The following is a 20,253-nucleotide window of genomic DNA, read 5'->3' as shown; positions in this document are numbered from 1 at the left end:
CTCCAACCCCACCACCATTCGCGCGGAAAATCGAGTCGGGGCCGCAGCATCCCACCGCAGGGGTGAGGTGGGGCGTCAGTAGGTACGGGCCCGGGCTCGCCCGGCCCGCGTGAGGAGGTACGCGACGAGCAGCACGAGGACCCAGCCACTGCCGATGAGCGCCGCCTGACGCATGTCGTCGACCTCGAACGCGGTGGCCATCACGGCGAGCACGCCGACGACGCCGAGCGCCGCCGTCACACTGCCGCCGGGCAGGTGGACGCTGCCATCGACGTCGCCGCGGCGCTTGAACGCGATGAAGCTGGCGAGGGCGAGCAGCCACGTCACCATGACGGAGAAGATCGCGATGGAGGCGAGCTTGGTGAAGATGTCGGCAACCCCCGTCTGTGCGAGGTAGATCGCGAGGACGAGGCCGAACGTCGAGACGAGCGTGGCCGCGAGCGGCACTCCCCGCAACGTCGTGCGGGCGAGGAATCGTGGTGCGAGACGATCGACGGCGAGCGAGTGCACGAGCCGACCGGCGCCGTACAGCTGCGCGTTGCCCGTGGACAGCGCGGCGACGAGGATGACGGCGTTCATGATGCCCGCGGCGGCCGGGAGCCCGACGGCGTCGAACGCCTTGACGAACGGGCTCGCCGTCAGGCCCTTCGCGGACGCGACGTCGGTCCAGGCGTTGAGCGTGACGATGAGACCCACCGCGATGACGTAGAACAACCCCAGCCGGGCGACGAGGGCGCGCATCGCGGTGCGGACGCTGCGGCGCGGGTCGTCGGCCTCGGCCGCGGTGATCGGCACGACCTCGACGCCGACGAAGGCGAACATCACGATCGACATCGACAACCAGATCGACTCCATACCACCGGGCATGAACCCGCCGTGGTCGGTGAGGTGAGCGAACCCGGTGGCGGGATGGCCGGGCACGCCGAACAGCACGAGGACGAGCGCGACGAGGATGAACGCGACGAGAGCCGTCACCTTGAGCGTGGAGAAGACGACCTCGGCGCGGCCGAACGCGCGCACGGAGAGCAGGTTGATGACGATGATCGCGAGCGCCACGAGGGCGACGAACACGGCGAGCGACGTCTGCGGCCACCAGTACTGCAGATATGCGCCGGCCGCGACGACCTCGCCGCCGAGCGCGATGACACTCGCCGCCCAGTAGCACCAGCGAGAGACGTAGCCGGCCCACTCCCCGAGGTAACGCCCCGCGGCGGCGCCGAAGCTGCCCGGCTCGGGGCGGGCGGTTGCCATCTCCGCCATGGCGAGGCCGATGACGGCGATGAGCAGCGCGCCCAGCGCATAGCTGACGACGGCCGCCGGGCCGGCCACCCCGATCGCCGCGCCGGAACCGAAGAACAGGCCCGTGCCGAGCGCCGAACCGAGACCGATCATCAGCATGGTGCGATGCCCGAGGCTGCGCGTCAGGCCACTCGAACCCTCTGAGCTCGCCGGGGCGTCCGTGCTCGCCGAGCCCTTGACCGCGTGGGCGCCGACCTGCTGATCCACCGTGTTCTCCTTCGACGAGCTGGGGTGAGGCGTGGCTGTCTCATTGAAAGCGTCGCGCTGGGCACGCTCGTGCGACACCGCGCCGGCCGACAACCGGGTCAGGGTACGTGCTCGACCCGAGCCCGTGCGTTCGGTGTTCGTCGTCAGGGGCTCCCCGTGCTCACAAGATTGGCTCGGTTGCTTTTCGTCCTTGGCCGGTATGCGGCTCTCGATGACCGCCGCTCGTCGCGGACGCGCGTCAGTCCCCGAGGCGGTTGAGGCCGACCACGACGACGAGCGGGACGCCCGCCTCGTCGGAGGCGGCGAGGTCGACCTCCGCGTCGATCCCCCAGTCGTTGTCGTCATCGGGGTCGTGGATGACCTGGCGGATCTCCCATTTGTCGGGCTGCTCGGTGATGCGCAGCATCCTCGGCCCGCGGGCGTCCGCGTCGAGGAGGATCTCGTCATGCTCGTCGTAGTAGGCGCCGAGGTCGGCATCCCACGCGTCGGCATCCATGACGATCTCGGTCGGCGGGTCGGTCGTCGCCGCGACGGCGGCGTCGAGCGCGGCGAGGCCGTCGACGTCGTCGCGCGCTGCGAGCTCGACGCGCTTGAACATCGCCTTGCGGATGGCGACCTTCATCGCGCGCGGGTTGGCCGTGAGGGGACGCTGCTTCAGCACCGTCTCCTGCTGCACCGGCGCGTCACCCGGGTGCGTCAGGGCCTCCCACTCGTCGAGCAGGCTCGAGTCGGTCTGACGGATGACCTCCCCGAGCCACTCGATGAGGTCGGCGAGTTCCTCGTTCTTCTTCGACTCGGGCACGCTCTGACGCAGGGTGCGGTACGCGTCGGTGAGGTAGCGCAGGACGACGCCCTCGCTGCGCGCGAGGTCGTAGAAGCGGATGAGATCGCCGAAGCCCCAGGCATTCTCGTACATCTCGCGCACGACGGACTTGGGTGACAGTTCGTACATGCGCACCATCGGCTGGCTCTGCGCGTACGTCTCGAACGCCGCGTCGAGCAGGTCGGAGAGCGGCTTCGGCCACGTCACGTCCTCGAGGCGCTCCATGCGCTCGTCGTACTCGATGCCGTCGGCCTTCATCTCGGCGATCGCCACGCCGCGCGCCTTGTGCTGTTGCGCCATGAGCACCGGGCGAGGGTCGTCGAGGATCGACTCGATGACACTGACGACGTCGACCGCGTAATCCTGTGCGTTCGAACGCGCCGCAGCGCGTGCGCCCTCGTTCGTCGAGGTGTCGACCTTCGGCGCGTCACCGCGGGCGGGGGCGGCGTCGTCGGGACTCAGCATGTCGAGGACGGCGAGGGCGAACGGTGCGAGCGGCTGGTTGAGCGCGAAGTTGTCCTGCAGGTCGACCGTGAGGTCGACCTGGCGCCCGTCGGCCTGCGGTTCGTCGAGTCGCCGGACGACGCCGGCGGCCAGCATCTCGCGGTAGAGGCCGATCGCGCGGCGAGCGAGCTTCGCCTGCCCCTTGCGATCCTCGTGGTTGTCGCGCACGAGATCGCGCACGGCGACGAACGGGTCGCCGTCGCGGGCGATGAGGTTGAGCAGCATCGAGTGCGTGATGCGCATGCGACTGACGAGCGCTTCGGGCTCGCTCGCGACGATGCGCTCGAAGCTCTCCTCACTCCAGTTGATGAAACCCTCCGGCGGCTTCTTGCGCTGCACCTTCTTGAGCTTCTTCGGGTCGTCACCGGCCTTCGCGATGTTGCGCGTGTTCTCGATGACGTGCTCGGGCGCCTGGACGACGACGGTGCCGCTCGTGTCGAACCCCGCACGGCCGGCCCGCCCGGCGATCTGGTGGAACTCGCGCGACTTGAGCATGCGCTGGCGGGTGCCGTCGAACTTCGTCAGGCCGGAGAGCACGACGGTGCGGATCGGCACGTTGATGCCGACGCCGAGCGTGTCGGTGCCGCAGATCACCTTGAGCAGACCGGCCTGCGCGAGCGTCTCGACGAGACGGCGGTACTTCGGCAACATGCCGGCGTGGTGCACACCGATGCCGTGACGGATGAGTCGTGAGAGCGTCTTGCCGAAGCCGGTGGAGAAGCGGAAGTCGCCGATCATCTCGGCGATCCTGTCGCGATCCTCACGGGAGGCGACCTTGAGCGACATGAGCGCCTGCGCGTTCTCCAGCGCCTGGGCCTGCGTGAAGAACACGACGTAGACGGGCGCCTGACGTGTCTCGAGCAGTTCCTCGATCGTCTCGTTGAGTGGTGTCGTCGACCAGTGATAGCTGAGCGGCACGGGACGCTCGGCCCCCGCGACGGTGACGGAGGCGCGGCCTGTGCGACGCGTCATGTCCTCCTCGAAACGGCGCACGTCACCGAGCGTCGCGGACATGAGCAGGAACTGCGCCTGCGGCAGTTCGAGCAGCGGCACCTGCCACGCCCAGCCGCGATCGCCCTCGGAGTAGAAGTGGAACTCGTCCATGATGACGAGGCCGACGTCGGCGTCCTTGCCCTCGCGCAAGGCGATGTTGGCGAGGATCTCCGCGGTGCAGCAGATGATGGGCGCGTCGGCGTTGACCGAGGCATCGCCCGTCAGCATGCCGACGTGCTCGGCACCGAAGATCTCGCACAGCGCGAAGAACTTCTCACTCACGAGAGCCTTGATCGGCGCGGTGTAGAAGCTCACCCGGTCGCCTGCGAGCGCCGCGAAGTGCGCCGCCGTCGCGACCATCGACTTGCCCGAGCCTGTGGGCGTCGCGAGGATGACGTTCTTGCCGTCGAGCACCTCGATGATGGCCTCTTCCTGGTGCGGATAGAGGCTGAGGCCACGATCGCCCGCCCAGGCGGTGAACTCCTCGTAGATGCGGTCGGCGTCAAACGTCTTCGGCAACCGCTGCGTCAGCGTCTTGACGCGCGGGTTCGCCTCCCGCGCAGCGGCATCCGCGGACGCGGCGAAGTCGCCCGCGACGTCCTGCGCGCCGGAGTGGACGGTCTCGACGGCGCCGGCCGCGGCGTCGTCGGGCGATTCGTTCGTCATGTCAGCCTTGCTGCTCGGTGTGGTCGACGGGGCATCCCGCTGCGCGAAGTCGTCGTGCGGGATCGCGGACGAGGTCGAGGGCGCGGCTCACCAGATGTGGCGCTGGCCCGGCAACAGCCGCAGGTCGCCGTACTCGAAGGTGCGCTTGCGCGATTTGCCCTTGCCCTTGACGGGCGCGAGCACCATGAGCTGCACACCCTCGGCGTGCTCGAGGTCGACGCGCACCGCGTCACCGAACTCGGGCACGACGACGTACAGGACGATGGCCGTCGCGCGCTGCGCGACCGTGCGGTTCTCGTTCTCGGCGCGCACCGCGAGGACGCGGCGCAGCTCGGCCAGCACCGCTTCGGGCTCGGGCTGCTCGCCCAGCGCGGCGGGGTCGGCGAAGACGATGTCGACGTCCGGCGCGACGGCCTGGTTGCTCGCGGCCGTCGGCTCACCCGTGGAGTCGATCGTCGGTTCGCCGTCGACCGACATCGCGAACGGGTAGAACTCGCCGTTCTTCTCGAGGTGCTCCATCGCCGCGCCGAGCGCTGCGGAGAGCAGTTCGTCGAGGTCGGCCTGCGCCTGCGGTGACGCGACGTCGCGCCACGTGCCGTTCGAGCGGTCGTCGGATGCTGCGGGGGTGTCGTTCACCATCGGTGCGCCTCCTCGGCGTCGGTGTGGTCGGGTTCTCCTCGTCGAGAACAACCCAACCACATCATGCCGACAACCCCGGAATTCCGCCGAATCCGAGCCCCTGAGGCTCAGGCCGCCGACCACCCGCCGTCCGAGGTGAGCACCGCGCCGTTGATGTTGGTCGAGTCGTCGCTCAACAGGAAGGTGGTCGAGGCGTGCTCCAGCCATTCGCCGATCGTGTTGCCGGCGGTGATCGGGGTGTTCGTCATCGTCTTCTCCAGATCTGAGGCGCCCACGGCGCCCGAGGGTGCGGTGTCGATCGAACAGCAAGGGCTACTCATCGCCCCCTTCGATCCCTTCACCTCGACGAGGCGCGTGGATGAGGTCTGGGCGGACGTTCATGTGTTCGTCGATTTATCAGGGCTGCCCGTCGTCGGGGGGCTGCGACCATCTGTCGACGTGTTGTGCGACGTTGCAGCGACGCGTCGTCGTCAGGCCCTCGGAGCGTGGCAGCCGAGACGGGCGCCGGCAGCCTGTCAGACTGGAGCGGCCCGCTACCCCGGCCTTGCGGAGGGGATGCGTACATCGACAGGGTTCTACGCCCCCTGATCGTTTGGCAGCGTGTGAGGCAGCAGCGGGCAAGCAGCCGGGTTCGGCCGAGAGTCGGACCTCAAGACGCGCGAGACGAGAGCGAACGAGAAGATCATGACCCCACGACGCGCCGCGTCATCGTCCGCGCCCATCCGTCTGACGCGGCGTGGGCGCATCGTCGTGACGTGCCTCGTCGTCGCGCTGTGCGCGGGATTGCTGCTGCTCATGACGTCGACACGCTCGGACCCGCAGCTCGTCCCGTCGTTCGACGCGCCCCTCGGCGCGCTGGACGAGTCGAAGGTGCCGAACGGCTGGGGGCCGCTCGTCGCGGCGGCGTCGCGCGAATCGGGCGTGCCCGGCGCTGTGCTCGCTGCGCAGCTCGAGGTCGAGTCGAAGTGGAACCCGAAGGCCGTCTCGCACGCGAACGCCAAGGGGCTCGCCCAGTTCACGCCCGACGCGTGGGCCAGCCACGGCAAGGGCGACCCGTTCGACCCCGCCGACGCCATCGCCGCACAGGGGCGTTTGATGCGTGAGCTGAAGCAGCGGGCCGAACGTTCAGGCATCGCCGACAACCCCATGCGCCTCGCGCTCGCCGGCTACAACGCAGGCTTCGGCAACGTGACGAAGTACCAGGGCGTCCCGCCGTTCGCGGAGACGGAACACTACGTCGCCGCCATCGCCCGCACGATGCGCAAGTACGCCAAGCCCCTGCCGCCGACGAGTGGTGCGTCGATGGGCGGGGCCGCGAGGAGTGGAGCGACGCGACCTGCGTCGTGACCCGCGTGTCTGCTGGACCGAATGTCGTTGCAAATCGCAGAAGGGACGGGCAGGTCGGGACCTGGCACAACGGCGGTTTTCGTCCACATTCGTCGCGCCGACGAGTGGTGGGCCCTGTGGGGCTCGAACCCACAACCTACGGATTAAAAGTCCGCAGCTCTGCCAATTGAGCTAAAGGCCCTTGCTGCTCGGCTCCTGGCACCCAGATCCTTGCATCGGGCTCGATGCGCCAGAAGAGAATCGTGACGAGTCGTCCGACTCACGATCGTCGACTCGCACGGCCACCGTGCAGCGCGAGACAGCCTAGCCCCGCCCGACGCGCCACGACGAACCGGGCGGGGCGAGCCTTGCGAGCGGGTGCCGACGAACGGGGCGAGCGGCTGCTCAGCTGTAGGCCGGGCGGTCGCCGTCCTCGGGCTCGACGTGCGTGCGCCGCTCCTCGTCGGTGCTGGTCACCGCACCCGGCAGCGCGTGCTCGGCGATGATGCGACCGGAGTCATCGCTGATGACGATAGTGCTGTGCTCCGCCATCGTCAGGTTCTCGGCGAGCTGGTCACGCGTGAGCTTCGGCATGTTCATGCCCAGACGCTCGAAGCCTGCGTCGAGCAGTTCCATCGCGCCGTCACGATCGCCCGGCCGCACTCGCCCGGCGACGTCGCCGAGCATGTCCGCGAACCGGCTGAGCGAACCCTCGCCGTACTCCTCGGTGAACTTCTCGTTCACCACGTAGTTCCACGTCCCCATGACGCACCACCTTTCCTCACTGCCACGCTACTGCGTTGTCGCACTATGGAACACCCCCAGGGCCGCCCGAGGTCACACTGGGCATCCCCCGCGTCGCCATCGATCGCCGCGTCGTCCCGAGGCCGCGCTGGAGCTCGGGGTGTCATCGGTCTCCGACGACGCCCCGAGCTCACGCCGCGCGCCCGGATCGCCGTCGATCACCCACGGCGGCCGAATGGCTGCCTCAGCCCACCGATGCCGCCGCCGTCAGCGGCACGCCCGTCCTCGACTCGAGCTCGGCGAACGTCACGTCCGGTGCGAGTTCGGTGACGACGAGACCGTCGGGCGTCACGTCGATGACGGCGAGGTCGGTGATGGTGCGCTCGACGACACCGAGCCCCGTGATCGGCAGGGTGCACGCGGGCAGGATCTTGGGCGATCCGTCCTTCGCGCAGTGCTCCATGAGGACGATGACCTTCTTCGCGCCGTGCACGAGATCCATCGCGCCACCCATGCCCTTGACCATCTTGCCCGGGATCATCCAGTTCGCGATGTCACCGTCCGCCGACACCTGCATGGCACCGAGGATGGCCGCATCGACCTTGCCGCCCCGGATCATGCCGAACGACATCGCCGAGTCGAACGTCGAGGCGCCGCGCCGCAGCGTCACCGTCTCCTTGCCCGCATTGATGAGGTCGGGATCGACGGCGCCATCGCTCGGATACGCGCCTACCCCCAGCAGCCCGTTCTCCGACTGCAGGACGAGTTCGACGTCGTCCGCCACGTAGTTCGGCACGAGCGTCGGCAACCCGATGCCCAGGTTGACGTAATCGCCGTCCTGCAGCTCCGCCGCAGCACGCGCCGCCATCTGCTCTCGCGTCCAGGCCATGTCAGTCACCCTCCGTCTCGCGGGTCGTGCGCTTCTCGCACTCTCGGTCGAACGCACGCCCCCCGAACAGTCGCCCATCCATCTCAGTCACCCTCCGTCTCGCGGGTCGTGCGCTTCTCGCACTCTCGGTCGAACGCACGCCCCCCGAACAGTCGCCCATCCATCTCAGTCACCCTCCGTCTCGCGGGTCGTGCGCTTCTCGCACTCTCGGTCGAACGCACGCCCCCCGAACAGTCGCCCATCCATCTCAGTCACCCTCCGTCTCGCGGGTCGTGCGCTTCTCGCACTCTCGGTCGAACGCACGCCCCCCGAACAGTCGCCCATCCATCTCAGTCACCCTCCGTCTCGCGGGTCGTGCGCTTCTCGCACTCTCGGTCGAACGCACGCCCCCCGAACAGTCGCCCATCCATCTCAGTCACCCTCCGTCTCGCGGGTCGTGCGCTTCTCGATCCGCTTGTCGTCAGCCTGTTCGGACGTCAATTCCACGACTCGCTGCACGTAGATGCCGGGCAGGTGGACGTCGTCGGGGTGGATGTCGCCCGGCTCGACGAGCTGCTCCACCTCCGCGACGACGACGCGGCCCGCCATCGCACACAGCGGGTTGAAGTTGCGCGCCGACAGGTTGAACACCAGGTTGCCGTGACGATCACCCTTCGCCGCACGCACGAGTGCGAAGTCCGTCGTGATGGCCTCCTCGAGCACGTACGGCTTCGCGTCGTCGCCGTCACCGTAGACGCGCGTCTCCTTCGCCGGTGAGGCCTTCTCTACCGAGCCGTCGGCCGCGTACTTCCACGGCATGCCGCCGTCGGCGACCTGCGTACCCACACCCGTCGCCGTGTAGAACGCGGGGATGCCTGCGCCACCGGCGCGCAACTTCTCCGCGAGGGTGCCCTGCGGCGTCAGGTGCACCTCCAGCTCGCCCTCGAGGTACTGGCGCGCGAATTCCTTGTTCTCGCCCACGTACGACGCGATGACGGTGCGCAGGCGCCCGTCGCGCAGCAGCACGCCGAGACCCCAGTCGTCGACCCCACAGTTGTTGGAGACGACGTCAAGATCCTTCGCGCCGTGCTCGTGCAGCGCCGCGATGAGGACGCTCGGGATGCCGCACAGCCCGAACCCTCCGACGGCGAGCGACGAACCGTCACCGATGTCGGCGACCGCTTCCGCAGCCGAGGCCACCACCTTGTCCATGAACCCTCCAGATCGCGCTTCGTGAGATGCACCTCACACCATGCCGACTTCAGTTAATCATCCTTAACCGAGGCGTGGGGGTGCGGCTTGCGACCGGCCCCGCGCGCGACGACACTTCGAGCATGACGAGCCAGCTGCGCGAACCCCTGTACGGCCTCCTCCTCGACGTCGACGGACCCATCGCGAGCCCGGTGACGCGCACCGTCGCGATCCCGTCGATCGCCACGGATCTCGTCGCGATGGCGCGGGCGGGCGTCCCCATCGTGTTCAACACGGGTCGCTCCGACGACTTCGTCGCAGCCACCGTCATGCCCGCCCTGCTCGACGCCGGACTACCCGACGACGCGCCCGTCATCGCCGTCTGTGAGAAGGGCGCGACGTGGTTCACCCCGACGCGCGCGCACCTGCGCAACGCGGGCGTCGACCTGCGCGTCGACGACGCCCTGCGCGTTCCGACGGGGCTCGTCGAGTACTGCCGCAGTATCGCCCCCGATTTCGACGACGCCATGTTCTTCGACGACACGAAGAAGGCCATGGTGAGCCTCGAGGCGCACCATGGCATCGACCTCGACGTCTACCGCGAACGTCAGCACGCGTTCGATCAGCGGGTTTGGGATTACCTCGCCGAGCAGGAGATCGGCGTCGTCTGGGGTGAGCGAGAAGCGCTCAACGGCAGTGAAGACATCGCCGTCCGCATCGATCCGACGATCATCTCGACCGACATCGAGCACGTTGGGGTCGGCAAGAACGTCGGTGCCGACAAGGCGATCGAACTGCTCGCCACGCGCGGCATCACCCCGCGCGAGTGGCGCACCCTCGGCGATTCACGCAGCGACTACGCGATGGCTGATCGTCTGCACGAGCGTGGATTCGTCGTGCGCCACGGCGACGTTCGCCCCGCCGACGGCCTGCTCGAGCGCACCTACCCCGTCGAGGTCACGCCCGATCCGGCGCTGACGAACGACGCCGCCGGTGCCGCGTTCCTCACGCGATGGCGCGCCGACGTCAAGCGCGGCGAGGCATCGGCGGCGTTCTGACGGAGCGGTTCGCGGCCAGAACAACGGGCCGAGGAAATATCGCGTCCCTAACCACCGTTGTCGCATGGGCCCCACGAGGCGCGGTCCGTGGCCGCGCCCGATCCTGACGAAAGGCCCCCGCATGCCCCAGCTGTTCGAACCCCTCACCCTGCGCGACGTCGAGTTCCGCAACCGCATCTGGCTCACGCCGATGTGTCAGTACAGCTGCGAGGCGTGCGACGGTATCCCGACCGCGTGGCACTTCGTCCACTACGCGACGCGCGCCGTCGGTGGTTTCGGGCTCGTGCTGACGGAGGCCACCGCCGTCGCGCCCGAGGGGCGCATCAGCCCCCAGGACGCCGGCCTGTGGAACCACGACCAGGTGGCCGCATGGCGCCGCGTCGTCGACGCCGTCCACGCGAACGGCGCGAAGATCGGAGTCCAGCTCGCGCACGCCGGACGCAAGGCGTCGACCTACCGCCCCTTCGCGGGTGAGCCCTCCGGCAGCGTGCCCGTCGACGCAGGCGGTTGGGAGGCTCTCGGCCCGTCCGCGGTCGCCTTCGACGGTTACGCAACGCCCCGCGCCATGACGCTCGCCGACATCGACGACGTCGTGGACGCCTTCGTCGACGCCGCCCGACGCGCGGACGAGGCCGGTTTCGACGTCGTCGAGCTCCACGCAGCGCACGGCTACCTGCTGCACGAGTTCCTCTCCCCTGCCTCCAACCGCCGTGACGACGAGTACGGCGGCTCCTTCGAGAACCGCGCCCGTCTGCTGCTACGCATCGCGACCGAGGTGCGCGGGGCCTGGCCGGAGGCGAAGCCGCTCTTCGTGCGGGTCTCGGCCACCGATTGGGCCGAGACGGGCTGGAACATCGACGAGACCGTCCGCCTCGCTCGCGAGCTGAAGTCCGTCGGCGTCGACCTCGTCGACACGAGCACCGGCGGCAACGTGCCCGCCGACATCCCCGTAGGGCCCAACTACCAGGTGCGTTTCGCGTCCGAGATCCGGCGCGGGGCCGATATTGCGACCGGAGCCGTGGGACTCATCACGGAGCCCGCGCAGGCCGAGGCGATCCTCACCGAGGGCGACGCCGACGTCGTCCTCATCGGACGAGCAGGCCTGCGCGAGCCGTATTGGCCGCTGCGCGCCGCCGCCGAACTGGGTCTGACATGGCGCGAGACGCCGTATCCGGCGCAGTACACGCGCGGCGCGTGGGAGCACGCCCGGGGCTGAGATGCCGTCGACCGCCCCGGCCCTCGAGAACGTCGGGGCGGTCTTCCCGGCCGAAGAATGCGGACGACGACGCCGGAATCATCCGGCTCCCGTCAGGCCGGTCGTACGTCCGCTGCCTTCCCCTCGTCCGTGTCGGTCTGCGCCGCCCCGGCGAACTGTGCCTCGTACAACCGCCAGTAGGCGCCGCGCGCGGCGAGCAGATCGTCGTGCGAGCCCTGTTCGACGATGCCGCCGTTCTCCATGACGAGAATGATGTCGGCGTCACGGATCGTCGACAGTCGGTGGGCGATGACGAAGCTCGTGCGATCCTGACGCAGCGCCGCCATTGCCTGCTGGAGCGTCGCCTCCGTGCGCGTGTCGACCGATGACGTCGCCTCGTCGAGGATGAGGATGTCGGGCCGCGCGAGGAAGGCGCGCGCGATGGTGATGAGCTGACGCTCACCCGTCGAGATGGAGCCGCCCTCGTCGTCGATGATCGTGTCATAGCCGTCGGGCAGTGAGTGCACGAACCGGTCGACGAACGTCGCGCGAGCGGCTTCGAGCAGTTCGTCGTCGCTCGCGTCGAGCCGCCCGTAGCGCAGGTTGTCGGCGATCGTGCCGCGGAACAGCCAACTGTCCTGCAGCACCATCCCGAAGTGGCAGCGCAACTCCTCGCGTGGCACGTCACGCACGTCGACCCCGTCGACGAGGATGCGACCCGCATCGACGTCGTAGAAGCGCATGACGAGGTTGACGAGCGTCGTCTTGCCCGCACCCGTCGGCCCGACGATGGCGACCGTCTGGCCGGGCTCGATCCGCAGGTCGAGGCCCGTGATGAGCGACGCGTCAGGGTCGTAACCGAAGCGCACGTCATCGAAGACGACCTCTCCGCGCAGCGGCGTCGGCAGGTGCGCGTTCTCGCCGGCACCGCGCCCGCGGGCGTCGCGCGACTCCTCCGGCGCGTCGAGCACCTCGAACACGCGCTCGGCGCTCGCGACGCCGGACTGCAGCAGGTTGATCATCGACGCGATCTGCGTGACGGGCTGCGTGAACTGGCGCGAGTACTGGATGAACGCGGTGACGTCACCGAGCGTCATCTGCCCCGACGCGACGCGCACGCCGCCGATGACGCAGATCGCGACGTACTGCAGGTTGCCGACGAACATCATGATCGGCATCATCAGCCCCGACAGGAACTGCGCGCGGCGCGAGACCTCCGTCAAGGAGGCGTTCGTCGACGCGAACGCCGCCTCCACCTGCGGCCCGCGCCCGAAGACCTTGACGAGCTCGTGCGCCGTGAACGCCTCCTCGATCTGCCCGTTGAGCGTGCCCGTGTGCGCCCACTGGGCCACGTACTGCCCCTGCGAACGCTTCATGATCTGCCCGGCGACGAGCATGACGAGGGGAATGGTCAGCAGTGCGACGATCGTCAGCTGCCACGAGACCGTCAGCATCATGACGACGACGCCGAGCACCGTGCAGATCGACACGAGCAGCTGCCCCGCCGACTGCTGCATCGACTGCCCGACGTTGTCTATGTCGTTCGTCACGCGCGAGAGCAGCTCGCCGCGCGGGCGCGAGTCGACATAGGACAGCGGCACGCGCTGCAGCTTGGCGTCGACGTCGGCGCGCAGTTTCTCCACCGTCCGTTGTACGACGGTGTTGAGCAGACGCGCCTGCACGACCTGCAGCAGCGATGCAACGACGTAGAGCGCGACGACGGTGAGCAGGATCGTCGCGACACGGTCGAAGTCGATGCCCGCGCCCGGTACGAGGTCCATCGCCGCGACCATGTCGGCCATCTTCGACTGCCCCGACGCGCGCAGCGCCGCCACGGCCTGTGCCTTCGTCGAGCCCAGGGGCAGATGCATGCTCACCGAGCCCGCGAACACTGCGTCGACGGCCTTGCCGAGCACCTTCGGCGCGACGACGTTCATGACGACGGCCGTGACGCTGAGCGCCAGTACCGCGATGACGCGCAGCCGATGCGGTTTCAGCAGCCCGATGAGGCGGCGCGCGGATGCGCCGAAGTTCAGCGACTTCTCCGCGGGCGCCATCGCCGCGCCATGACCCCCGCGACGCGGCCCTCCGGCCGGCGGGCCCGGCGGGCGAGTGCCCGAGCCGGGCGATGCGGCCGATGCGGCGGGCCCCGACGGCTGACGGCGGCTCACGCCGCTCCCTCCTGACGTCCGAGCTGCGAATCGACCACCTCGCGGTACGGCGCGCACGTGGCGAGCAGTTCCTCGTGCGTGCCCATGCCGACGGCCGCGCCGTCCTCGAGGACGATGATGAGGTCGGCGTCGGTGATCGTCGAGACGCGCTGGGCGACGATGAGCACCGTCGCGTCCTTCACCTGCGGCGCGAGCGCGCCACGCAGCCGCCTGTCGGTCGCGAGGTCGAGTGCGCTGAACGAGTCGTCGAACAGGTAGATGCGGGGCTTCGCGACGAGCGCCCGAGCGATGCACAATCGCTGCCGTTGGCCACCGGAGACGTTGCTACCGCCCTGCTCGATGACGGCGTCGAGGCCGCCGTCCATTCTCTCGACGAAGTCACGCGCCTGTGCCGTCTCGAGCGCGGACCACAGCTCGTCGTCGGTGGCGTCGGGTTTGCCGTAGCGAAGGTTCGACGCGACGGTGCCGGAGAACAGATAGGCGTGCTGCGGGACGAGGCCGATGCTGCCCCACAGCGCCTGCGGGTCGAGTTCGCGCACGTCGACGCCGTCGATGCGCACCGCGCCGGCCGACACGTCGAACAGTCGCGCGACGAGGCCGAGCACCGTCGACTTGCCCGAACCGGTCGAGCCGATGAGCGCGACGCGTTGGCCGGGGCGGGCGGTGAACGACAGGTCGCGCACGACAGGTTCGTCGGCGCCCGGATAGCGCATCTCGGCGTGCTCGAGTTCGACGACGCCGCGCACCCCACCGTCGGGCAAGATCGGTGACGGAGGCTCGACCACGCTCGAGCGCGTGTCCAGTACCGCCGTGATGCGCTCGGCAGCCACTGCGGCGCGCGGGATCATGACGAGCATGAACGTGGCCATCATGATGGCCATGAGGATCTGCATGAGATAGCTCATATACGCCGACAGCGCGCCGATCTGCAGGTCGCCGTCACCGACGCGGTGGCCGCCGAACCACCAGACGGCGACCGTCGAGAGGTTCATGACGAGGAACACCGTCGGGAACATGAAGGCCATGAGGTTGCCGACGCGGATCTGCGCGTTCGCGAGCGCCGAGTTGGCGGCGCCGAAACGCTGCAACTCGTGCGGTTCCCGGACGAACGCACGCACGACGCGGATGCCCGACAGGTGCTCGCGCATGACCCGGTTGACGCCGTCGAGCCGCTCCTGAACCGTGCGGAACCCGGGCACCATGCGCGAGACGATGAGGCCGATCGCGACGGCCAGCACCGGCACGGCGACGACCATGAGCCACGACAACCCGACGTCCTGATGCAGCGCCATCACGACGCCGCCCACCATCATGATCGGCGCCGTCACCATGAGGTTGGCGCCCATGAGAACGAGCATCTGCACCTGCTGCACGTCGTTCGTCGAGCGCGTGATGAGCGACGGCGCGCCGAACTCGGCGACCTCGCGCGAGCTGAAGCGCTGGACGGCGCCGAAGACGCGGGCCCGCATGTCGCGTCCGGCGTTCATCGCGATGCGGGCCGAGAACCAGGCCGCGCAGATCGCGGCGCACACCTGGACAACGCTGACGAGCAGCATCCAGCCGCCGGTGCGCCAGATGTAACCGGTGTCGGCGCGTACGACGCCGTGGTCGACGATGTCGGCGTTGAGGTTCGGCAGATACAGCGACGCGGCGACGCTGACGAGTTGCGCGGCGACGAGCCCGAGCAGCAACCGACCATGGGGCGCCAGCGACTGACGCACGAGTGAGACGAGCACGTGCTCAGCCTAGGTGCGCCAGGACCGACAACCCCGTCAGGTCGCGGTTGTCGGCGGTTTCGGCGCCCTCACGGCGCCGGTAGCATGGGCGGGTGAGTCACGTCGGGTATTCAGGGTTGTTCGGGCTCACGGGCCGTTGGTACGTCGTCGTCGCGTTCATCGCGCGCCTGCCACTGGCCATGTCGCAACTCGGCACGCTGCTGCTCGTCGCGACGACGACCGACTCCTACACCTACGCCGGCATCTGCGCGGGAGCGCTGGCGGTGTGCAACGCCATCGGTTCGCCCTGGTTCGGTTCCCTCACCGACCGGCTCGGCCAGACGCGCATCCTTCTCGTGCAGTGCCTCGGCGGCGCGGCGGGCCTCGTCGGTGTCGTCGCCACCCGCTACTTCGATACGCCCTGGTGGCTGACGGCCATCGTCGCGGCGCTCGCCGGGTTCGCGCTGCCGCAGATCGGTCAGCTCGCCCGCGTGCGCTGGCGTCCTATCATCGGATCGCACGGCGCCGATGGGCGGCTCGTCACGACCGCATTCTCCTACGAGGGAGCCGCGGACGAGGCGTCGTTCGTCGTCGGCCCGATGCTCGTCGGCGCGTTCGCGGCCTTGTTCGGGACGTGGGCGCCGCTGCTCGCCGCCTCGGCGCTGCTGCTGTGGTTCGGTCTGCAGTTCGCACGTCACCCCAGCGCCTCACTGGTCACGCCGGCCCCGACGGGCTCGTCGCGTATACCTGTGTGGAGCGCCGCGTTCACCGTCCTGTTCGTCGCGCAGTTCCTCATCGGCAACCTGTTCGGCTCGATCCAGACCGGTACGACGATGATGACGCGCGCCGCCGGCCACGCCGAGAGCGCCGGGTTGTTCCACGCGCTGCTCGGCATCGGTTCCGTCAGCGCCGGCCTCGCGTTGGGCCGCGTGCGCCGCACCCCGGATCACGCGCGCCGGCTGCTCCTCTTCGCGACGGCCATGTGGGTGCTGTCGCTGCCGTTGCTCGCCGTCGACGGGCTGTGGGGGCTCGCAGGTGAGCTCGTCATCCTCGGCTTCGCGATCGCGCCGTACATGATCACGACGTTCACGCTCGGCGAACTCATCACCGATCGCGGGCGCCTCGCGACGGCCATGACGTTCCTCGCCGGCGCGACAGGCCTCGGCTACGCCAGCGGAGCGGGCATCGCCGGACGCCTCGTCGACGCCCACGGCGCGACGGCCGCGTTCGCCGTCACGCTCACGGCGACGAGCGTCGCCCTCGTCCTCGCCGTCGCGGCGCGCGGTTTGTTGCGGCGCGCGCAAGCGCGCGCTGCGCAGGTGTGACCAGCCGACGTCGCTGACGTGGTGGTGCCGCGCCAGCGCCTCTCGTTAGGCTGAGGTCATGCCTCGTTTCACGCTTCCCGCTCTCGACTCCCCGGCCGCGCAGGCCGCCATCTCCGCCGCGACGGCGGCCGCCACGACGCTGGTGCGTCCCGCGCGCTTCCCGCGCTGGGTGCGACGCGGCGTCGCGATGTCGTCGACGCTGACGAGCGTCGGCATGGCGATGGCGGGCGAGCGCCGCCCCGCGAGCTCGCGCCTGGCCGACTCGAACAAGGCGATCAACGTCGTCGACGGGCGCGCCACGTCGTCGTCGATGAGCGACCTGGCCGCCGCCGCGACGGCCGGCATGGGCCTCGTGACGTCCGGGCTCGCGCTGCGCATCGACAAGAACGTCGAGAAAATGCTGCTCAAGCGCGGCGTGCGCCACCCGCGTCTGTGGATGGCTGTCGGAGCTGCGGCGATCAGCCTCGTCGGGCCGTACGTGACGAAGCAGATCCAGGCGTCCACGGCCCGTCTGCAGGAGAAGGCGCTGCCGAAGGAGACGCTCGAGTCGACGCTCAGCGACCCGCTCGGCACGAAGCAGAAGGCGTCTGCGCCGGCCGGTCAGATCGAGTCCGCGAACACCTCACGCCCCGCGGCCGGCGACGACGACGAGCGCCGCGAGAGCGACGAGCACACCGACCACTGAGAACACACGCGCGACGTCGGCACAGGCCGTCGCGGCACTTCGGGCGGCACCCGCTTCGGCGAGGTGCTGCCCGAAGCTCTTCTGCCACCGCGTCATCTTCGGCGCGCCCAGCGACGTGAACGGCAGGTAGCCGAGGACGACCGCGATCGCCGCCGCATCCCCGACCCAGCGCGCCGCTCCCCCGGCGCGCACACCGAACCAGGCGCCCGTCAGTGTTGCGACGGCGGCGAGGAACGCCGAACCGTACCACAGCAGCGCGGCCCGCCGGCCGCTGCGCGCGTCGGGGCCGACCCGCGCCGCCATCCACGTGACGACGGACGTCCGCACCGAACGACGCGTCAGCAGGACGAGGGCCGCAGCAGCGACGACGAGCAGCAGGAGCAACCAGGACTTCACCGCGGCATTGTCTCGCGTTTCGCCGCGACCGCGCGCCGCGTTCGACGTCGTTGTCGTCGCGGACCTCGGCGTCGATCGCGCCGAGGCGATCAGTGATGCGGGGGCGAGCGACCGGCCATCAGCGTGGCCTCGACGAATGTGGACGAAAATCGCCGATTGGTGCAGCGGGCGAGGCGCGGGGGTCAGGCGCGGTCTTGTTCCTGCTCCATCTGCTGCACGAACTCGCGCTTGCTCGACTGCCACGCGTCCTCGTCGTGGCCGGGGCGCCAATATCCGGAGATCGACGCGTGCGCGCGAGCGACGCTCTTCTCGACGATGAGCAACCGGCGCATCTCCTTGATCATCTCGGCGTTGCCGTGCACGAACACGCGCAGCCCGTTGGGGGCATCACCGTCGCGCAGGCCCGGCACGTCGGCTGCGGCGACGACGTCGACGAGCCCGCCGCCGTGGCTGCGTGTCTCGTCCCGGTGCACCCAGACGAGGTTCATGTGCGGCAGTGCGCGCACCGGAGGGTACACGCTCGCGTCGGCCACCTCGAGCACGACGGTGCACGCGGCGTCCTGCGGCAGCGCGTCGAGCGCCGCGGCGATCGCGGGGTAGGCCGATTCGTCGCCGACGAAGAGGTGATGAGCGGCCTCCGACTCGGGCGCCCACGCGCCGCCGGGGCCGAGGAAGCCGATGACGTCGCCCGCTCGCGCCGCAGCCGCCCACGGCCCTGCGAGGCCGGTGTCACCGTGCACGACGAAGTCGATCGCCAAAGTTCCGGCCGCGTGGTCGATCGCCCGGATCGTGTAGGTGCGCGTCACCGGCCACTCCTCACGAGGGCGCTCGGCGCGGATCTGTTCGGGGTCGAACGGCGCTGCGTAGTCGGCCCCGCGCGGCGGGAAGAGGAGCTTGACGTAGGCGTCCGTCACCGGTTTCGGCTCGAGGGCGCGCAGCCCGTCCCCGCTGAAGTGGACGCGCACGAGGTCGCGGGTCAGCCGCTCGGTCCGCTCGACTCTCACGTGGGTGGGCGTTCGACGCGGGCGGGCCGGCGCTGCTTCGGTGCTCGTCACGATGTCCTCGTCTCGTCGGGGCTCCTCGGCGCCGCAGGGGCACCTCGCTGCAATCCTGATCGGCCATCTCCAGTGGCACCCACGAAGGAACGACACCGAGGCGACGCAGTCGAGCCAACCCCAAACTAAGGCTTACCTAACCTCTGGGCAAATCAGGGCACTTGGGCAAGGGGAGGCCCTGGGCAAGTCCGGGCGATGTTCGTACAGTGACCACATGACCGGTGCTCCCACGCCTCGCGAAGCGCTCGACCGCATCGCCTTCCTGCTCGAACGTCGCCGTGCGGGTACATACCGCGTCAAGGCGTTCCGTGGCGCCTCGCGCGCGATTGCCGCGCTCGACGAGGAGACGTTGCGCGCGAAGGCCGCCGACGGCTCCCTCGCGGACGTCTCCGGCATCGGCAAGACGACGCTCGCCGTCATCACCGAGGCACTCGACGGCCGCGTCCCGAGCTACCTCGACCAGCTGGAGGAATCGAGCCCCGAGCACCTCGTCGAGGGCGCGCAGCGCGTCATGGCCGCCGTCAAGGGCGACTGCCACACCCACTCGGACTGGAGCGACGGCGGCTCACCGATCGACGAGATGGTCATGGCAGCGATCTCCCTCGGGCGCGAGTACATCGTGCAGACCGACCACTCCCCCTCGCTGCGCGTCGCCAACGGGCTGAGTGCCGAGCGGCTGACGAAGCAGCTCGGCGTCATCGACGCGATGAACTCGGCCCTCGGGGCGACGGGCACCCCGTTCGTCCTGCTCAAGGGTATCGAGGTAGACATCAAGGAGGACGGCTCCCTCGACCAGCGCGCCGACATGCTCGACCGCCTCGACGTGCGGGTCGCGTCGGTTCACTCCAAGCTGCGTTCGGGCCCGGCTGCCATGACGAAACGCATGCTCGGCGCCATCGAGAACCCCCACACGACGATCCTCGGGCACTGCACCGGCCGCCTCGTCGACGGCGAACGCGGCGTCCGCCCACCGTCGACGTTCGATTCCAAGGCCGTGTTCGCTGCATGCGCCGAGCACCGCGTCGCCGTCGAGATCAACGCGCGCCCCGAACGCTGCGACCCGCCCGACGATCTCATCCGCGAGGCGATCGACGCCGGCTGCTACTTCTCCCTCGACTCCGACGCGCACGCGCCCGGCCAGCTCGACTTCCTCCAGTACGGCGCCGCGCGCATCGAGGAGCTCGGCGTGCCGCTCGAGCGCGTCATCACGACGTGGGACGTCGAGCGGGTGCGTACGTTCGCGCGCAAGGAGATCGCCTGAGAAGCGCCTCGACGCCGTCCGGGCCGGGCAGCGCACCGCACGCCATGCCGCCGGAATCCCCGTCATTCCGGGCGTTTTGCGTTGCCCGGCGAACGTGTACTAAAGTTACGCAAGTTCCAGCGGGGCAAACAC

16 protein-coding genes, 1 tRNA gene and 1 pseudogene are annotated in these 20,253 nt (G+C 69.4%); 6 read left to right on the top strand and 12 right to left on the bottom strand.

Going from position 1 to position 20,253, the window contains the following annotated elements; genetic code table 11:
* Positions 1-75: 75 nt before the first annotated feature.
* The 4 genes and pseudogenes from DYE07_RS11260 to DYE07_RS11245 all read right to left on the bottom strand — a co-directional run.
* The gene (locus DYE07_RS11260) at positions 76-1,506 is read right to left on the bottom strand and encodes an amino acid permease (protein ID WP_115297151.1); all 1,431 of its coding nucleotides are present in this window, start codon (positions 1,504-1,506) and stop codon (positions 76-78) included.
* Positions 1,507-1,744: 238 nt separating this feature from the next.
* A complete protein-coding gene (locus tag DYE07_RS11255; RefSeq protein ID WP_202775009.1) occupies positions 1,745-4,492 on the bottom strand; it encodes a DEAD/DEAH box helicase in 2,748 nt (915 codons plus the stop codon).
* A gap of 87 nt (positions 4,493-4,579) precedes the next feature.
* The gene (locus tag DYE07_RS11250) at positions 4,580-5,131 is read right to left on the bottom strand and encodes a hypothetical protein (protein WP_074041005.1); all 552 of its coding nucleotides are present in this window, start codon (positions 5,129-5,131) and stop codon (positions 4,580-4,582) included.
* 107 nt (positions 5,132-5,238) lie between these two features.
* Positions 5,239-5,325 (bottom strand): annotated as a pseudogene (locus DYE07_RS11245) (short-chain dehydrogenase); the annotation flags it as partial.
* 490 nt (positions 5,326-5,815) lie between these two features.
* Between DYE07_RS11245 and DYE07_RS11240 the strand changes: the two are divergent.
* On the top strand, positions 5,816-6,478 hold the full coding sequence (locus tag DYE07_RS11240) for a lytic transglycosylase domain-containing protein (RefSeq protein ID WP_115297000.1): 663 nt from the start codon (positions 5,816-5,818) through the stop codon (positions 6,476-6,478).
* Positions 6,479-6,583: 105 nt separating this feature from the next.
* Here the strand turns inward: DYE07_RS11240 and DYE07_RS11235 are convergent.
* From DYE07_RS11235 to DYE07_RS11200, 4 genes are all read right to left on the bottom strand, one after another.
* Positions 6,584-6,659: transfer RNA gene (locus DYE07_RS11235), tRNA-Lys, on the bottom strand.
* A gap of 203 nt (positions 6,660-6,862) precedes the next feature.
* Positions 6,863-7,222 carry a hypothetical protein gene (locus DYE07_RS11230; protein WP_074041007.1) on the bottom strand — a complete coding sequence of 120 codons (360 nt, stop codon included), beginning with the start codon at positions 7,220-7,222 and terminating at the stop codon, positions 6,863-6,865.
* 223 nt (positions 7,223-7,445) lie between these two features.
* Entirely contained in the window at positions 7,446-8,090 is a 645-nt protein-coding gene (locus DYE07_RS11225; protein WP_115296999.1) for a 3-oxoacid CoA-transferase subunit B, read from the bottom strand.
* A 411-nt stretch (positions 8,091-8,501) separates the two neighbouring features.
* A complete protein-coding gene (locus DYE07_RS11200) occupies positions 8,502-9,281 on the bottom strand; it encodes a CoA transferase subunit A (RefSeq protein ID WP_074045673.1) in 780 nt (259 codons plus the stop codon).
* Positions 9,282-9,403: 122 nt separating this feature from the next.
* Between DYE07_RS11200 and DYE07_RS11195 the strand changes: the two genes are divergently transcribed.
* The gene (locus tag DYE07_RS11195) at positions 9,404-10,318 is read left to right on the top strand and encodes a hypothetical protein (protein ID WP_115296998.1); all 915 of its coding nucleotides are present in this window, start codon (positions 9,404-9,406) and stop codon (positions 10,316-10,318) included.
* A gap of 121 nt (positions 10,319-10,439) precedes the next feature.
* A complete protein-coding gene (locus DYE07_RS11190) occupies positions 10,440-11,534 on the top strand; it encodes an NADH:flavin oxidoreductase/NADH oxidase (RefSeq protein WP_115296997.1) in 1,095 nt (364 codons plus the stop codon).
* A gap of 92 nt (positions 11,535-11,626) precedes the next feature.
* On the opposite strand, the gene DYE07_RS11185 is transcribed toward DYE07_RS11190, so the two are convergent.
* Together DYE07_RS11185 and DYE07_RS11180 are read right to left on the bottom strand one after the other, a co-directional pair.
* Positions 11,627-13,570, bottom strand: coding sequence for an ABC transporter ATP-binding protein (locus tag DYE07_RS11185; protein ID WP_172463016.1), 1,944 nt, complete (start codon positions 13,568-13,570; stop codon positions 11,627-11,629).
* A 110-nt stretch (positions 13,571-13,680) separates the two neighbouring features.
* A complete protein-coding gene (locus DYE07_RS11180; RefSeq protein WP_115296995.1) occupies positions 13,681-15,420 on the bottom strand; it encodes an ABC transporter ATP-binding protein in 1,740 nt (579 codons plus the stop codon).
* Positions 15,421-15,512: 92 nt separating this feature from the next.
* Here DYE07_RS11180 and DYE07_RS11175 point away from each other — a divergent pair, with 92 nt between their 5' ends.
* Positions 15,513-16,724, top strand: a complete 1,212-nt coding sequence (locus tag DYE07_RS11175) for an MFS transporter (protein ID WP_062256347.1) — start codon at positions 15,513-15,515, stop codon at positions 16,722-16,724.
* A gap of 58 nt (positions 16,725-16,782) precedes the next feature.
* Positions 16,783-17,409, top strand: coding sequence for a hypothetical protein (locus DYE07_RS11170; RefSeq protein WP_074041014.1), 627 nt, complete (start codon positions 16,783-16,785; stop codon positions 17,407-17,409).
* Here DYE07_RS11170 and DYE07_RS11165 read toward each other — a convergent pair.
* Positions 17,347-17,805, bottom strand: a complete 459-nt coding sequence (locus tag DYE07_RS11165; protein ID WP_115296994.1) for a hypothetical protein — start codon at positions 17,803-17,805, stop codon at positions 17,347-17,349. The two genes, DYE07_RS11170 and DYE07_RS11165, sit on opposite strands and share 63 nt — an antisense overlap.
* 182 nt (positions 17,806-17,987) lie before the next feature.
* Positions 17,988-18,809, bottom strand: coding sequence for a siderophore-interacting protein (locus DYE07_RS11160; RefSeq protein WP_074045678.1), 822 nt, complete (start codon positions 18,807-18,809; stop codon positions 17,988-17,990).
* Positions 18,810-19,074: 265 nt separating this feature from the next.
* Between DYE07_RS11160 and DYE07_RS11155 the strand changes: the two genes are divergently transcribed.
* Positions 19,075-20,121: a PHP domain-containing protein gene (locus tag DYE07_RS11155; protein ID WP_062258224.1), complete on the top strand. Its 1,047-nt coding sequence runs from the start codon at positions 19,075-19,077 to the stop codon at positions 20,119-20,121.
* Positions 20,122-20,253: the final 132 nt, after the last annotated feature.

The sequence above is a fragment of the Dermacoccus nishinomiyaensis genome (assembly GCF_900447535.1).
GTDB lineage: Bacteria > Actinomycetota > Actinomycetes > Actinomycetales > Dermatophilaceae > Dermacoccus > Dermacoccus nishinomiyaensis.
This window is presented reverse-complemented; position numbering and strand designations above follow the sequence as displayed.

Bases quoted from the DNA above. Each gene is read 5' to 3' on its own strand.
- DYE07_RS11185 (WP_172463016.1), bottom strand. From the start codon at position 13,570: ATGGCGCCCGCGGAGAAGTCGCTGAACTTCGGCGCATCCGCGCGCCGC.
- DYE07_RS11155 (WP_062258224.1), top strand. From the start codon at position 19,075: ATGACCGGTGCTCCCACGCCTCGCGAAGCGCTCGACCGCATCGCCTTC.
- DYE07_RS11255 (WP_202775009.1), bottom strand. From the start codon at position 4,492: ATGACGAACGAATCGCCCGACGACGCCGCGGCCGGCGCCGTCGAGACC.
- DYE07_RS11240 (WP_115297000.1), top strand. From the start codon at position 5,816: ATGACCCCACGACGCGCCGCGTCATCGTCCGCGCCCATCCGTCTGACG.
- DYE07_RS11200 (WP_074045673.1), bottom strand. From the start codon at position 9,281: ATGGACAAGGTGGTGGCCTCGGCTGCGGAAGCGGTCGCCGACATCGGT.
- DYE07_RS11170 (WP_074041014.1), top strand. From the start codon at position 16,783: ATGCCTCGTTTCACGCTTCCCGCTCTCGACTCCCCGGCCGCGCAGGCC.
- DYE07_RS11195 (WP_115296998.1), top strand. From the start codon at position 9,404: ATGACGAGCCAGCTGCGCGAACCCCTGTACGGCCTCCTCCTCGACGTC.
- DYE07_RS11190 (WP_115296997.1), top strand. From the start codon at position 10,440: ATGCCCCAGCTGTTCGAACCCCTCACCCTGCGCGACGTCGAGTTCCGC.
- DYE07_RS11225 (WP_115296999.1), bottom strand. From the start codon at position 8,090: ATGGCCTGGACGCGAGAGCAGATGGCGGCGCGTGCTGCGGCGGAGCTG.
- DYE07_RS11230 (WP_074041007.1), bottom strand. From the start codon at position 7,222: ATGGGGACGTGGAACTACGTGGTGAACGAGAAGTTCACCGAGGAGTAC.
- DYE07_RS11250 (WP_074041005.1), bottom strand. From the start codon at position 5,131: ATGGTGAACGACACCCCCGCAGCATCCGACGACCGCTCGAACGGCACG.